Consider the following 14,303-nt stretch of genomic DNA (forward strand, 5'->3'; position numbering starts at 1 on the left):
AACCTAACCGGTCAGCGCGCGCTTTGTGCCGCTATACGAAGCTGTAAGGGTCGATATCGATGCTGACGCGCACCCCCCGCGGGAATTGTAGCGGTTCGAGCCAGTCGCGCAGGGCCTTCTGCAATTCGGCCGAGCGGCGCGCGTTGATCAGCAGGCGGAAGCGATAGCGACCGCGTAGCAGGGATAGCGGGGCGGGGGCGGGACCAAGCACCAGCATGTCCGGGAGGTTCGGGGCGGTACCGCCAATGGCGCGGGCAGCCGACAGGGCTTCCGCCTGATCCTCCGAACTCACGATGATCGCGGCCCAGCGCCCGAACGGCGGCGCACCGGCATCCCGGCGGGATTCGGTTTCGGCCGCATAGAAGGCATCACGGTCGCCATTCGCGAGCGCGGCGATGACGGAGGCTTCCGGGTGGCGCGTCTGGATCAGCACTTCGCCTGGCTTCTCGCCGCGGCCCGCGCGCCCGGCGACCTGCGCGACCTGCTGGTAGGTTCGCTCCGCCGCCCGCAGGTCGCCACCTTCGAGCCCTAGATCGGCATCGATCACGCCGACCAGCGTCAGTTCGGGGAAGTGATAGCCCTTGGTGACGAGCTGCGTGCCGATGATGACGTTGATCGCTCCGCCTTCGGCCTTGGCGACGAAATCGCCGATCGCTTCGGGGGTGTTCATTGTGTCCGACGTCACAAGCGCGGTGCGGGCCTCGGGCAGGATCTCCGCGACTTCGTCGGCGATCCGTTCCACGCCCGGCCCGCAGGCGACAAGGCAGTCCGCCGTCCCGCACTCGGGGCAGGCATCGGGTACCGGTACTTCGTGCCCGCAATGATGGCAGGCGAGCCGCTGCGAAAAACGGTGTTCGACCAGCCATGCCGTGCAGTTGGGGCACTGGAAGCGGTAGCCGCAATGTCGGCAAAGCGTCAGCGGTGCATAGCCCCGGCGGTTGAGGAACAGCAGCGACTGCTCGCCGCGCGCCAGCCGGTCCTTCATTTCCTCGACCAGCCGGGGCGCCAGCCAGCGGCCCCGTTCCGGCACTTCCTTGCGCAGATCGATGATCTCGATCTCGGGTAGCATGGCGCCGCCGAAACGGTCGGGCAGCTCGATCTTGCGATAGACCCCGGCTTCGGCGAGCTGCATCGATTCGAGCGCGGGCGTCGCGCTGGCGAGGATCACCGGGATCGCCTCGAACTTGGCGCGGATCACGGCAACGTCGCGGGCATTGTAGCGCACGCCGTCGTCCTGCTTGAATGAGACCTCATGCGCCTCGTCTACAACGATGAGCCCGAGGCTGGCGTAAGGCAGGAATAGCGCCGAGCGGGCACCCACGACGACTTGCGCCTCGCCATGCGCGATCGCGCGCCATGCCCGGCGCCGCTCGCTCGACTTGACCGACGAGTGCCACAGGATCGGCGCGACGCCGAAGCGCTGCTCGAAGCGGCGCAGGAAGTTCTCGGTCAGCGCGATCTCGGGTAGCAGCACCAGCACCTGCCGGCCCAGCCGCAGGGCCTCGGCCACGGCCTCGAAATAGCATTCTGTCTTGCCCGAGCCGGTGACACCATCAAGCAGGAAGGGCGCGAAAGCATGGTCCTTGACCGCTGCCACGAAAGTGTCTGCCGCTTCCTTCTGCGCCTCGCTTAGCCTGGGTGCTGCGAAATCGGGCCGGGCAGGGGGATAAGGGCGGTCGAGATCGACCATTACTGGTTCCAGCAGCCCCGCGCCGACCATGCCGCGCAACACGCCTTCGGATACGCTCGCCAGTTCGGCCAGTTCGCGGATCGAGCCCTGTTCGCCTTGCAGCGCGTCAAGTGCGGCGGCGCGCTGGGGCGTCATCCGCTTGGGTTCCTCGCCGGTCAGACGGTATTCGGTGGTGGTGCCGCCCCCGCGCAGTGCCGCCGTGCTGCCGAGCGCCATGCGCGCGACCGACGACAGCGGGGCGCAGTAATAATCGGCCGTCCATTCGATCAGCCGCCGCAGTTGGGCCGGCAGCGGCGGAACGGGCAGCACTTCAAGCAGCGGCCGTAATTTAGATGCGGGCACATCCTGCGCGCTCAGGCGTTCTGCTTCCCACACAATGCCGAGAACCTGACGCGGCCCCAGCGGGGCGACGACGACTGAACCGTATTCGACCGTCATTCGCTCCGCTACACGGTAGTCGAGAACGCCCAGTGCGGCATTGAAAACAAGGAGTCGGACGCGTTCCATCGCCTTTGCATATAGGCGCCGGTCGCTCCCGAGGTGAAGGAGGTGTGTATGCAAGACTGGGGATCGGGTGAATTTGCACTGGGGCGCCGCGCGCTTCTGGCCGGATTGTTCGCATCGGGAGCGCTGGCCGTGTCCGGCTGCGCGACGATCGGGACGATGAGCTACGTCGAGATCGTGCAGCGGCTCCTGCGCCATTCCACCCAGCGCGCTTTCGCACGGCTGACCGAACCAGACGGTTTCTGGGACAGCGCCGTTGCCCGCATCGATCTGCCGGTCCTGTTCGGCAAGCCCGGCACGCTCGCCGGCGCGGTACTGAAATCACCGGCGTTCCGTGAGAAGCTGCAGCACGAACTCAACACCCTTGCCGAAGACGGCGCCCGCAGGGCCGCGCCGGTCGTGGCCGAAGCGGTACGCAACATTGCGATCACCGATGCCCTGGCACTGATCAAGGGCGGCAAGACGGCCGCGACCACTTATCTGCGCCAGGCCATGGGCCCGGCTCTGGTCAATGCGATGATCCCCGAACTCGATCAGGCGATGCGCCTTGCCGAAAACCCGATTCTCAATCAGGCGATTTCTGCGCTGTCGGGTGTCAGCATCACCGATGCCGCGCACGCCCTTGCGCTCGATGCCGACAACGCCATCTGGTACGAGATCGGCGCCAGCGAAGCGGAAATCAGGGAGAATCCGGCCGCGACCAACGATCCAGTGCTGATTGCTGGGCTGAAGGGTCTTTAGGCGAGGACGAATTTCGTCGGCTGTCGTTGTGAATGCTGTTTGGAACGTTCCCCCGAAACCGGATGCTCCGGATATGCCGACTTAGCTGCCGAAGGCACTAGGGGACGCCACAGCAGCTTGTTTTGTCCGCGATACGCCAATTACCGTCGTTCGATTTCTTGTACGTAACGAAAAATTTATTCCCAATTTCGCGGTTTGATTCGCGGACGCTGAAAAATACCTGAGTACCATCATCTGATAATGCTGGTGCAGAAATGCTCAAAAAGCCAAATGGGATTGGCCCTTTCAATTTTGATCCTCTTTGATCAAAGGCATCTGATACCAACTTGTTATATTCACGGTCATTCAGCGTCACACTATTTTTCTGGTACCAATCTCTTAAATTAGTGCATGCCTTAAGCGCTTGGACCTCCCCCGCCAACTTGCGCTGGCGGGGGAGGTCCGGATCGCCTCTTAACTCTGGGTGATCTACTAGAAACTCATCAATACTCTTATTTGTAAGAATATTCAGTTCGTCGGAGGGCGGTGCAAACTCAATTGCTATTGGGCCCCCAGCGTTTTCCCTGAACGCCTTTACATGGAGCAAGGCAACCTCGCAGGCGATAGGTGAAACACGAGATGACTCATCGGCGATTGAACAGGCCGAAAATGTCTGTGTCGTCACGAGCAAAATTGTGATTTTCCCAGGAGCTTTCATGGCAAGCGCATGCGGCTTTCCCACCAGCAATGCAATTCCCGCTTTGCCCGGACGTGCCAGCTATCAGGTCTATGCACAGACGCAGCGCGAAAGCCGGTTGCCCGTCCCAACCGCAATTTGCTCTCCCGACCTAGCCGCGCCGCGCCCGCTTCCCTATAGCGCGCCCGAGACTCGTCACTTCAGGATCACACCATGAAATTCTTCGTCGACACCGCCGAAATCGCCGACATCAAGGAGCTTGCCGATACCGGTCTGCTCGACGGCGTCACCACCAACCCCTCGCTGATCGCCAAGTCCGGCCGTGATTTCATGGAAGTCACCAAGGAAATCTGCGGCATCGTGCACGGCCCGGTGAGCGCCGAAGTCGTCGCGCTCGACCATGCCGGGATGATGCGTGAGGCCGAGGTGCTGCGCAAGATCGCCGACAACGTATGCATCAAGGTGCCGCTGACGGTCGATGGCCTCAAGACCTGCAAGAAGCTCACCGGCGACGGCACGATGGTCAACGTCACGCTGTGCTTCTCGGCCAATCAGGCGCTTCTCGCTGCAAAGGCCGGCGCGACATTCATCTCGCCGTTCATCGGTCGTCACGACGACAACGGCTTCGATGGCATGGACCTGATCCGCGACATCCGCCTGATCTACGACAACTATGCCTTCCAGACCGAAATCCTCGCCGCCTCGATCCGCCACGGCGTGCATGTGCTGGAAGCGGCCAGGATCGGTGCCGACGTGATGACCGCGCCGCCGGCCGTCATCAAGGGCCTGTTCAAGCATGTCCTCACCGAAAAGGGCATCGAAGGCTTCCTTGCCGACTGGGCGAAGACCGGCCAGTCGATCTGAGGTCGCGCAGGCATCCTTCGACAGGCTCAGAATGAGCGGAGATAGGCGGACACGCCTTTCCAGAACCGCTCAGGCTGAGCTTGTCGAAGCCCTTTCGCGAATACTCGGGCATCGTCCATTTGAGCCTCCTACACTGATGCGCTAGGCAAATTGGCAATGTCAGACGAATCCCCCTCAGACCGCTTCAAGTCCGTTCTCGCCGGCGCCAGCCGCGCCATCGCGCATGAGAAGGAGATCGAGGTCAACTGGACGGCCGATGCGCCCAGCGCCAGCGGCGGCACGTTCCGCCTGCCGATGCCGGGCCGCAGCCTTCCGCGCGGGGCAGCGATGCAGGCGCGCGGCTATGCCGACAGCTTCGCGCTGAAGGTGCGGCATCACAACGACAAGCTGCATATGCGCAAGGCGCCGTCCGAACCCTCGGCCCGCGCCTGTTACGATGCTGTCGAGGCGGTTCGCTATGAGGCGCTGGGGGCCAACGCCTATCCCGGCATGCGCGAGAACCTCGACGCGTCGCTGATGGCGCGCATGGCATCCGATCCGATCATGCGGGCGGAAACCCCCGATCAGGTGCCGGTGCAGTCGGCCTTGGCGTTGATGCTGCGCGAGAAGCTGACCGGTCAGCCGATTCCCGAAGCGGCGCAGGCCGGTGTCGACATGGTCCGCTCGTGGATCGAGGAGAAGGCCGGCGGCGATTTCGATGCGCTGGCCCAGTCGATCCAGGATCAAAACGCTTTCCAGACGCTCTCGCTGGACATGCTCCAGCACCTCGAGCTGACTCGCCCCGAGGATATCGAGCAGCCGCCCGACGAGCCCGACGATCAGGACGGTGACGAGGAGACCGAGGAAGAGCAGGACGGCGACGACGCCGGGCAGGAACAGCAGCCTTCCGAAATGTCGGCTGAACCTTCGCAGGGCGAGGACGAGGGCGAAAGCGAGAGCGAGGGCGAAGCCTCCGACGAAATGGAGGACGGCCAGGAAGGCGACGAGGGCGAAGAGGGCATGATGCCCGTTCGCCCGAACCGGCCATGGACCGACATCCCCGACGGATTCGACTACAAGGTCTTCACCGAGGCCTTCGACGAGGTCACTGCCGCTGCCGAGCTGTGCGACGACGAGGAACTGACGCGGCTTCGCGCCTACCTCGATGCCCAGCTCAAGGGCCTGCAGGGTGTCGTCACCCGGCTCGCCAACCGTCTCCAGCGCCGGCTGATGGCGCAGCAAAGCCGGTCGTGGGATTTCGATCAGGAAGAGGGGCTGCTCGATGCCGCGCGTCTGGCGCGTGTGGTCGTCTCGCCCGGTCAGTCGCTGTCGTACAAGGTCGAGCGCGACGTCGAGTTCAAGGACACGGTCGTCACGCTGCTGCTCGACAATTCGGGCTCTATGCGCGGGCGGCCGATCTCCATCGCCGCGATCAGTGCCGATGTGCTGGCGCGCACGCTCGAACGGTGCGGCGTGAAGGTCGAGATTCTCGGCTTCACAACCCGCAACTGGAAGGGCGGTCTCAGCCGCGATGCTTGGCTTACGGCTGGAAAGCCGGCGAATCCCGGCCGTCTCAACGATTTGCGCCATATCATCTACAAGCAGGCCGACGAGCCCTGGCGCCGCGCCCGCAAGAACCTCGGGTTGATGATGCGCGAGGGGCTGCTCAAGGAAAACATCGACGGCGAGGCCTTACTCTGGGCGCACCAGCGCCTGCTCGCGCGTCCTGAGGACCGCCGCATCCTGATGGTGATCTCCGACGGCGCGCCTGTCGACGATTCGACCCTGTCGGTGAACTCGGCGGGGTACCTCGAGGCACATTTGCGCAAGGTGATCGAATGGATCGAGGCGAAGAGCCCGGTGCAACTGGTGGCGATCGGCATCGGCCATGACGTGACGCGCTACTATCGCCGTGCCGTGACGATCATGGATGCCGAACAGCTTGGCGGCACGATGATTGAGCAGCTGGCCGGTCTGTTCGAGGAAGAATGATCACATAGCCGGATTTCAAGCCGATCCGCGAAATTGCAGGGAAATGCCGATGGACGTTGCCGAAGCTGTTGCCTCCCGTCGCTCGATCAGGGCGTTCACCGAACAGGCGGTCGAACCGGAAACCCTGCGCCGTGTGCTGGAAGCGGCGCGGATGGCACCTTCGGGCTGCAACTACCAACCCTGGGAAGCGACGGTCCTCACCGGCGCACCGCTCAAGGCGCTTCAGGAAGTGCTTCTGGCCAGCAAGCAGGACGACCCGCTTGAATACAACTTCTCGGCTCCCGCGCAGGAGGAAAAGTACCGGCAGCGCCTGAGCACGCTGGGCGCGCAGATGTACGGCGCGATGGCTATCGGGCGCGAGGATGTGGATCAGCGCAATCTATTCTCCCAGCAGAACCTCACCTCGTTCGGTGCGCCGGTGCTGCTGTTGAGCCATTTCCCCAAGCTGATGAAGGAGCCGCAATGGTCCGATGTCGGCATGTGGCTGCAGACGATCATGCTGCTGCTGCGCGGCGAAGGTCTCGATTCCTGCCCGCAGGAATGGATGGGCCTCTACGGGCGGACCATCAAGGCGCACCTGGGCCTGTCCGACGATACGCTGCTGTTCTGCGGTCTGGCGATCGGCTACCGCGATCCCGATGCGCCGGTGAACAATTTCGAGCGCGAGCGCGTGCCGCTGGACGATCAGGTGCGTCTTCTCGGATTTTGAGTTGAGATTGGCAAACCAGCTCGGCGTGTCTTTTTCCCATTGCGGGGCAGGGTCGTGATGCACGGCTTGCTCTGGGTGCCGTTCACGCTGACGGCAGCCTTCGCGCAGGTTCTGCGCAATGCCGTGCAATCTCGTCTCACGGCCCGCATCGGCACGGTGGGCGGCACGCAGGTACGCTTCGTTTACGGATTGCCGTTCGCCGCGATCCTGCTTGCGATCTATCTCTTGTTCGTCCCGAGCCCGATCCCGCCGATCCCGGCCGAGGCGCTGGCCTGGTCGTTTGCGGGTTCCGTGACGCAGATCGTGGCAACGGCGCTGATGCTCGTGGTCATGGCCAAGCGTGATTTCGGCGTGGCCTATGCCTACATCAAGACCGAACCGGTGACTGTTGCGGTTCTCGGCTTCGTGCTGATCGGCGACCGGTTGTCTTGGCTCGGCTGGGTCGCCGTGCTGATCGTGACAGTCGGCGTGGTCATGGCCTCGCTGCGCATGGGAGACAGTGCGGCCAAGCTCAGGGAATGGAAACCGCTCGTGGTCGGCGTTGCCAGCGGTGCGCTGTTCGGCCTGACCGCAATCTGTTTCCGCGCGTCGATCGATCTGGTGCCGCAGGGCGGCTTCATGCTGCGCAGCCTGACAATGCTGGTCGTTTCGCTGGCAATCCAGTCGGTGACGCTCGCGGTGTGGTTCGTCCTGAAGGATGCCTCCGGTTTCTTCGGTTCGCTGCGAGAATGGCGGCTGAGCGTACTGGCAGGAGCGCTTGGCGCGCTGGCGTCGGCGGGCTGGTTCATCTCGTTCTCGCTTACGCTGGCGGCGAACGTCCGCACGCTGGCGCTGATCGAAATGCCCGTCGTGGCGGTAATGTCGCGGTACGTCTCCGGTCGCTGGCTGACAGCGCGCGAATGGTTCGGTTTCGTGCTGATAACGCTCGGCGTGGCGGTCCTGATGGTCTCGCACGCTTGACTGGGACGGCGTGCCGCCTAATGCCCCGTGCCCATGACCTTTCGACAAGCTCAAGGCGAGCGGAACTTGCATACCCTTACGCTCTTCAACAGCCTCACGCGCCAGCTCGAGCCGTTTCAGCCCGTCCATGACGGCGAGGCGCGCGTTTATACCTGCGGGCCGACCGTCTACAACTACCCGCACATCGGCAACATGCGCGCCTATGTCTTCGCGGACGTTCTGGGCCGCACGCTGAGCTACAAGGGCTACAAGCTCACCCACGTCATCAACATCACCGACGTTGGCCATCTCACCGACGATGCCGATGCCGGTGAGGACAAGATGGAGAAGATGGCGGCCGAGCGCGCGCAGTCCATCTGGGACATCGCCAGGCACTATACCGAGGCCTACTGGGCCGACATCAAGGCGCTCAACATCCGCGAGCCGGCCAAGTGGTCGATCGCCACCGACTACGTGCCGCAGATGATCGATTTCGCGAAGTCGATTGCCGACAAGCACTGCTATGAACTCGACAGCGGCCTCTACTTCGATGTCTCGACCGTGGCCGATTATGGCCGCTTGGCGCGTGCGGTAACCGAGGAAGGCGAAAGCCGGATCGAAACAGTCGAGGGCAAGCGCAACGCCGCCGACTTCGCGATCTGGCGCAAGACCCCGCCGGGCGAAAAGCGCCAGATGGAATGGGATTCACCCTGGGGCAAGGGCGCGCCGGGCTGGCATCTCGAATGCTCGGTGATGTCCGGTGACCTGCTGGGCTTTCCCTTCGACATCCATACCGGAGGCATCGACCACCGCGAAATCCACCACCCCAACGAGATCGCGCAGAACCAGGCGTTCTGCTGCACCAATGGGTTGGACCTGCCCGCCAATTCGGGCGCGCGGGTGTGGATGCACAACAACTTCCTCGTCGAGCGCTCGGGCAAGATGAGCAAGTCGTCGGGTGAGTTCCTGCGGCTGCAATTGCTTATCGACAAGGGCTACCACCCGCTCGCCTACCGGATGATGTGCCTGCAGGCGCATTACCGCAGCGAACTGGAGTTCAGCTGGGAAGGGCTGGGCGCTGCCCTGACCCGCCTCAAGCGCATGCTCATGGCGGCTGAACGTCTGGCCGATGTGGAGGCCGGTGAGGCGCGACACCAGAAGTTGGCGCCCATGCTCGATGCCTTCGACAAGGCCATGAGCGAGGATCTCAACACGCCCGTCGCGCTCACCGCGCTGGAGGATGTGCTATCCGCCAAGAAGGTCGATCCCTCGGCGAAGCGGGCGGTCGTCGAACTTATGGACGGTGTGCTGGGGTTGCGCTTGTTCGACATGGCGCGCGCCGATCTGCGCATCAGACCCAAGGCCGCCGAGATCAGCGAATCCGAGATCGAGGACGTGCTGGCTCGCCGCAAGCAGGCCCGCGCGGACAAGGATTTCGCCGCGTCCGATGCTTTGCGCGATGAACTTGCTGCGCGCGGAATCGAGGTGATGGACGGCGATCCGCTCGGCTGGGAATGGAAGCTGGGTTGACCGGCGCGAGCCCGCGACCGCTCGGGCGTTGATGTTCTTGCTAACTGGTAATTCCATCAGGACGATTTCCTGATCGAGGCGTGTATTTCGCTTCGGGAATGGCCGGGATGTCTGTTACCCGGACAAGGACCGGTAATGGGAGGAATGGTCGTGGCAGAAGCTGACAAGACCAAGGCGTCTGATCTTTTCGTGCAATGTCTGGAAGCGGAAGGCGTCGAGTACGTTTTTGGTGTTCCGGGTGAAGAAAACCTGGATTTTCTCGATTCGCTTTCGCGCTCTTCCAAGATCAAACTCATTCTCACCCGCCATGAGCAAGGCGCCGGCTTCATGGCCGCGACTTATGGACGCCACACCGGCAAGGCGGGCGTCTGCCTGTCGACGCTGGGGCCGGGCGCGACCAATCTCGTGACCGCGGCGGCCTATGCAACGCTGGGCGGCATGCCGATGATGATGATCACCGGCCAGAAGCCGATCAAGAAATCGAAGCAGGGGCGCTTCCAGATCCTCGACGTGGTCGCGATGATGCATCCGATCACCAAGTATGCCCACCAGATGGCTTCGGCGGACAACATCCCGAGCCGCCTGCGCGAGGCGTTCCGGATTGCCGAAGAGGAAAAGCCCGGCGCGACGCATATCGAGCTTCCCGAGGATATCGCGGACGAGTACACCGATTCGCATCCTATTCCGCGCTCCATCGTCCGTCGCCCGACCGCCGACATGAAGTCGATCGTGCAGGCCTGCGAGGCGTTGGAAAAGGCGCGGCGTCCGGTGCTGGTCATCGGCGCGGGCGCCAACCGCAAGATGACGAGCAAAATGCTCAACGAGTTCGTCGAGAAGACGGGCATTCCCTTCCTGACTACGCAGCTCGGCAAGGGCGTGATCGACGAACGCCATCCCAAGTTCCTGGGCTGCGCGGCGCTTTCGGCCGGCGACTTCGTTCACCGCGCCATCGATGCTTCCGACTGCATCGTGAACATCGGCCACGACGTGATCGAGAAGCCGCCGTTCTTCATGCACAACGAACCCAACCAGCATGAGCGGACGGTCATTCACATCTCGACCAAGACGGCCGAGGTCGATCCGGTCTATTTCCCGCAGATCGAGGTGATCGGCGATATTGCCAACGCCATGTGGCAGATCAAGGAAGCGATCACGCCGTCGCCCAAGTGGGATTTCTCCGGCATGCTCGAATTCCGCAAGGCGGAAGTGGCCCATACGTCCAAGCTGGCCTCGGACGAGCGCTTCCCGATCTTCCCGCCGTACGTCGTGCAGCAGGTTCGCGACGCCATGCCCGACGACGGGATCATCTGCCTCGACAATGGCATCTACAAGATCTGGTTCGCGCGCGGCTATGTCGCCTGCAAACCGAACACGGTGCTGCTCGACAATGCGCTCGCGACCATGGGCGCCGGCCTGCCCTCGGCCATGGCAAGCGCGATGGTCTATCCCGACCGCAAGATCTTCGCGATCTGCGGCGACGGCGGCTTCATGATGAACAGTCAGGAGCTGGAAACAGCCGTCAGGCTCGGGCTCAATCTCACGGTGCTGATCCTCAACGACAATGCCTACGGCATGATTCGCTGGAAGCAGTCGAATATGGGCTTCGAGGATTTCGGCCTCGACTACGGCAACCCCGATTTCGTCCAGTATGCCCAGAGCTACGGTGCCGAGGGCTATCGGGTGGAAAGCGCTCAGCATCTGCGCGAACTGCTGGTCCATTGCCGCGACACGCCGGGCGTCCACCTGATCGACTGCCCGGTCGATTATTCCGAGAACGACCGCATTCTGAATACCGAGATCAAGGACCTGTCGCGCGCGCTCTAGCCGGTGCGTGCTTTCTCCTCGAGCGAAGCGATCGAGATTGCTCTGGATCGCTTCGCTCGAGGGCGTTCCTAGCCGTCACTCAGTAGCAGGAACTCCGCTTCGATCTGCAGGCGCGGGGAGGGGGTATGATCCCGTTCGATACGCGCAATTGAGGCATCGGCGACGAGATGTCCCGGAACCTCGAATTCGTGGTCGGGAAGCGCCGCTATGAAGGCTTCGCCCGGCAGCGCCCCCTCGGGGCCATGAAAAGCCAGAACGGCGGAGTGGCGCGTGCCTTCGAAGGTGGCGCTTGTCCAGGGACGCTCGGAATGGCTCAGGAACTCGGCCTGCGGTCCTGCTAGCTCCAGGACCTGTGACAGCAGCCGCAGCCAGGGGGCGCGCGTGGCCGCGCAGGAGGAGACGGCGCGTACAATCTCACTGTGCATGACGGCCCTCCTGCGCGCCGGCAAGATAGCCTTTCATGAATGTCTCGACGCGTGTGGCCGTGCGTTCGCGGGGGATGCGGCCATTGCGCAGGTCCAGCACGAAGCGAGGGTCATGCGCTGCGAGGCGTCCGAATTTCGTGCAGGGCATGTTGGTCTGGCGCAGGAAACGCTCGATCCGGGGCAGAAGCATCTGGACAGGTCCTTCCGTTTAGATTTGTTTATGTTCCCTAAATGTTCCAAGCGAAATCCTACTTGTCTAGGAAATTTCTTTCATATATCGATTACAAGATGGAAACCGGCGATGTCCCGCGGCGCTTGCTCGAATTGGCCGATGCCCGGCGGGTCAGTCTCGCCTCGCTATCCCGCATGATCGGCAAGAATTCGAGTTATTTGCAGCAGTTTGTTCGCAAGGGTAGTCCGCGCAAGCTCGAGGAAGGCGACCGCGGAATGCTCGCCCGATTCTTCGGTGTGGACGAAGTGGAGCTGGGAAAACCAAGGGATAATTCCTTTGCGATCGCCGGGGCTCCGGTTCGCGCCGAATGGGTGGACGTTGCGCGCCTGACCCTGGGGGCTTCGGCAGGACCGGGGGCATCTGAGCCCGACGAGAGCGCTTTCGATGCGATTCGGTTTTCGGTGCGCTGGCTGCGGAGCATGGGGCTGGAGGCCGAAAGTCTCTCGGCGATCGCCGTGACCGGCGATTCGATGGAACCCACCTTGCGCGATGGGGACGAGATCCTGGTCGACCGCACGCCGCACTCGGTGCGCGATGGCATCCATGTTGTCCGTCTGGAAGATAACCTGCTGGTCAAGCGCGTCTATGCGAGTAGGCCGGGCGTGATCACGCTGCTGAGCGACAACCCCGCCTATCGCCCGATAGAATGCCAGCCGGATGAAGTGGATGTGATCGGGCGCGTCGTCTGGAAAGGCGGGCGGATCTGACGCTGCATTGCAGCGGTTGCAATCGGCGCGCACTGCCGCCATTTCCGGGGACATGACCGAGACAAACCAGCCGATGCGCGTCGGCATCATTCCCGTTACCCCGCTGCAGCAGAACTGCTCGCTGATCTGGTGCACGAAGACCATGCGCGGTGCGCTTGTCGATCCCGGCGGCGATCTGCCCAAGCTGAAGCAGGCGCTGGAAAAGACCGGTGTGACGCTGGAGAAAATCCTCGTCACCCACGGACATCTTGATCACTGCGGACAGGCCGGCGTTCTGGCCAAGGAAATGGGTGTGCCCATTGAAGGGCCGCAGGAAGAAGACCGTTTCTGGATCGCGCAGCTGGACGATGATGGCCCGCGCTGGAACATGGAGGCGCATACCTTCGAGCCCGACCGCTGGCTTGAGGATGGCGACAAGGTGACTGTGGGTGAGCTGGAGCTCGACGTCGTCCATTGTCCCGGGCACACGCCGGGCCATGTGATCTTCCACCATGGTCCCAGCCAATTCGCGATCGTCGGCGACGTTCTGTTTCAGGGTGGTATCGGCCGCTGGGATTTCCCGCGCGGCAATCTGCAGGACCTGCTCGATTCGATCACCAAGAAACTCTGGCCGCTTGGCGATGATGTGACTTTCGTGCCGGGGCACGGCCCGGTGAGCACCTTCGGCGACGAGCGCCGAACCAATCCTTACGTGAGCGATGCGGCGATCAAGCGCGGTCTGCCCGTCTAGAAGCGCGCCAGGGCGATCAGAACGGCAATGACAGAAAGCCCGAGCAGGGTGAGCGCCGTAACCAGGAAGCCGACCGCGCGCAGCGGATTTGATTCGGCGTTGTCCATGCCGAAAGCATGGCTGATGCGCGCCAGCATATAAACCGACCCGACGATGGCGAGCCATGTGCCGCCTTTACCCGTCATCTCGATCACAGCGATGAGGATGAGGACGAAGGGCGTGTTCTCGACGAAGTTGGCCTGCGCTCTCATGCGTTGCATCAACAGCGGGTTGCCGCCGTCGCCATGCAGGATCTTGGCGTTGTAGCGCAGCTTGCCGGCACGGAAGGCCAGCCATATGTTCATTATGGCCGCTGCTGCGGCAAGGCTCAGTGTCGTCTGCAGAATCATTATGGTGGTCTCCCCTGGGGCAGGAGAGTTCATGGGACAGGCACGAACGGGTTGCAACTCGTCAGAAATCGGGTATAGGCGCGCCTTCGCAAGCCGCCGTGTCCGCCAACGGTCACCGGCGGCATTTTTGACATAATTGCATTTTCAGGAACAGGTGCCGAAATGGCTGTCCCTAAGAGAAAAACGTCCCCGTCCCGTCGGGGCATGCGCCGCAGCCACGATGCCCTCAAGGCTGAAGCGTTCCACGAGTGCTCGAATTGTGGCGAGCTGAAGCGCCCGCACAACCTCTGCAACGCTTGCGGCCACTACAACGGTCGTGAAATCGTTGCAGTCGAGATCTAAGACCACCAAAGTCTTAGCATTTCGAGTTTC

At 62.6% G+C, this 14,303-nt stretch carries 15 protein-coding genes; 10 read left to right on the forward strand and 5 right to left on the reverse strand.

Annotated elements, in window-relative coordinates; translation table 11 throughout:
• Positions 1–31: 31 nt before the first annotated feature.
• On the reverse strand, positions 32–2,197 hold the full coding sequence (locus IEX64_RS08790; protein WP_188819284.1) for a primosomal protein N': 2,166 nt from the start codon (positions 2,195–2,197) through the stop codon (positions 32–34).
• A gap of 48 nt (positions 2,198–2,245) precedes the next feature.
• On the opposite strand from IEX64_RS08790, the gene IEX64_RS08795 reads away from it, so the two are divergent.
• Positions 2,246–2,935 carry a DUF4197 domain-containing protein gene (locus tag IEX64_RS08795; protein ID WP_188819285.1) on the forward strand — a complete coding sequence of 230 codons (690 nt, stop codon included), beginning with the start codon at positions 2,246–2,248 and terminating at the stop codon, positions 2,933–2,935.
• A 97-nt stretch (positions 2,936–3,032) separates the two neighbouring features.
• On the opposite strand, the gene IEX64_RS08800 is transcribed toward IEX64_RS08795, so the two are convergent.
• On the reverse strand, positions 3,033–3,656 hold the full coding sequence (locus IEX64_RS08800) for a hypothetical protein (protein WP_188819286.1): 624 nt from the start codon (positions 3,654–3,656) through the stop codon (positions 3,033–3,035).
• 168 nt (positions 3,657–3,824) lie between these two features.
• Between IEX64_RS08800 and fsa the strand changes: the two genes are divergently transcribed.
• The 6 genes from fsa (at position 3,825) to IEX64_RS08830 (ending at position 11,448) form a co-directional block, all read left to right on the forward strand.
• Entirely contained in the window at positions 3,825–4,475 is a 651-nt protein-coding gene (gene fsa / locus IEX64_RS08805; protein ID WP_188819287.1) for a fructose-6-phosphate aldolase, read from the forward strand.
• A 156-nt stretch (positions 4,476–4,631) separates the two neighbouring features.
• Complete coding sequence (gene cobT / locus IEX64_RS08810; RefSeq protein ID WP_188819288.1) at positions 4,632–6,446, forward strand: cobaltochelatase subunit CobT; 1,815 nt, start codon at positions 4,632–4,634, stop codon at positions 6,444–6,446.
• A 49-nt stretch (positions 6,447–6,495) separates the two neighbouring features.
• A complete protein-coding gene (locus IEX64_RS08815) occupies positions 6,496–7,155 on the forward strand; it encodes a nitroreductase (RefSeq protein WP_188819289.1) in 660 nt (219 codons plus the stop codon).
• 57 nt (positions 7,156–7,212) lie between these two features.
• Positions 7,213–8,115, forward strand: a complete 903-nt coding sequence (locus tag IEX64_RS08820) for an EamA family transporter (protein WP_188819290.1) — start codon at positions 7,213–7,215, stop codon at positions 8,113–8,115.
• A gap of 66 nt (positions 8,116–8,181) precedes the next feature.
• On the forward strand, positions 8,182–9,624 hold the full coding sequence (gene cysS / locus IEX64_RS08825; RefSeq protein WP_229710162.1) for a cysteine--tRNA ligase: 1,443 nt from the start codon (positions 8,182–8,184) through the stop codon (positions 9,622–9,624).
• A gap of 144 nt (positions 9,625–9,768) precedes the next feature.
• Entirely contained in the window at positions 9,769–11,448 is a 1,680-nt protein-coding gene (locus IEX64_RS08830) for an acetolactate synthase large subunit (RefSeq protein ID WP_188819440.1), read from the forward strand.
• Positions 11,449–11,516: 68 nt separating this feature from the next.
• Here the strand turns inward: IEX64_RS08830 and IEX64_RS08835 are convergent, their stop codons facing one another.
• Both IEX64_RS08835 and IEX64_RS08840 read right to left on the reverse strand, forming a co-directional pair.
• A complete protein-coding gene (locus tag IEX64_RS08835; RefSeq protein ID WP_188819292.1) occupies positions 11,517–11,873 on the reverse strand; it encodes a hypothetical protein in 357 nt (118 codons plus the stop codon).
• Positions 11,863–12,063, reverse strand: a complete 201-nt coding sequence (locus IEX64_RS08840) for a hypothetical protein (RefSeq protein WP_188819293.1) — start codon at positions 12,061–12,063, stop codon at positions 11,863–11,865. The genes IEX64_RS08835 and IEX64_RS08840 overlap by 11 nt, the downstream gene beginning before the upstream one ends.
• A 98-nt stretch (positions 12,064–12,161) precedes the next feature.
• Here IEX64_RS08840 and IEX64_RS08845 point away from each other — a divergent pair, with 98 nt between their 5' ends.
• Together IEX64_RS08845 and IEX64_RS08850 are read left to right on the forward strand one after the other, a co-directional pair.
• Positions 12,162–12,812: a S24 family peptidase gene (locus tag IEX64_RS08845; RefSeq protein ID WP_188819441.1), complete on the forward strand. Its 651-nt coding sequence runs from the start codon at positions 12,162–12,164 to the stop codon at positions 12,810–12,812.
• A 52-nt stretch (positions 12,813–12,864) separates the two neighbouring features.
• Positions 12,865–13,542, forward strand: a complete 678-nt coding sequence (locus IEX64_RS08850) for an MBL fold metallo-hydrolase (RefSeq protein ID WP_308422593.1) — start codon at positions 12,865–12,867, stop codon at positions 13,540–13,542.
• Here the strand turns inward: IEX64_RS08850 and IEX64_RS08855 are convergent.
• Positions 13,539–13,931, reverse strand: a complete 393-nt coding sequence (locus IEX64_RS08855) for an MAPEG family protein (protein ID WP_188819294.1) — start codon at positions 13,929–13,931, stop codon at positions 13,539–13,541. The two genes, IEX64_RS08850 and IEX64_RS08855, sit on opposite strands and share 4 nt — an antisense overlap.
• A gap of 162 nt (positions 13,932–14,093) precedes the next feature.
• Between IEX64_RS08855 and rpmF the strand changes: the two genes are divergently transcribed.
• Positions 14,094–14,273: a 50S ribosomal protein L32 gene (rpmF, locus tag IEX64_RS08860; protein ID WP_188819295.1), complete on the forward strand. Its 180-nt coding sequence runs from the start codon at positions 14,094–14,096 to the stop codon at positions 14,271–14,273.
• Positions 14,274–14,303 lie beyond the last annotated feature (30 nt).

Origin of the sequence: Novosphingobium indicum (assembly GCF_014645195.1) — a bacterium.
Classification (GTDB): domain Bacteria; phylum Pseudomonadota; class Alphaproteobacteria; order Sphingomonadales; family Sphingomonadaceae; genus Novosphingobium; species Novosphingobium indicum.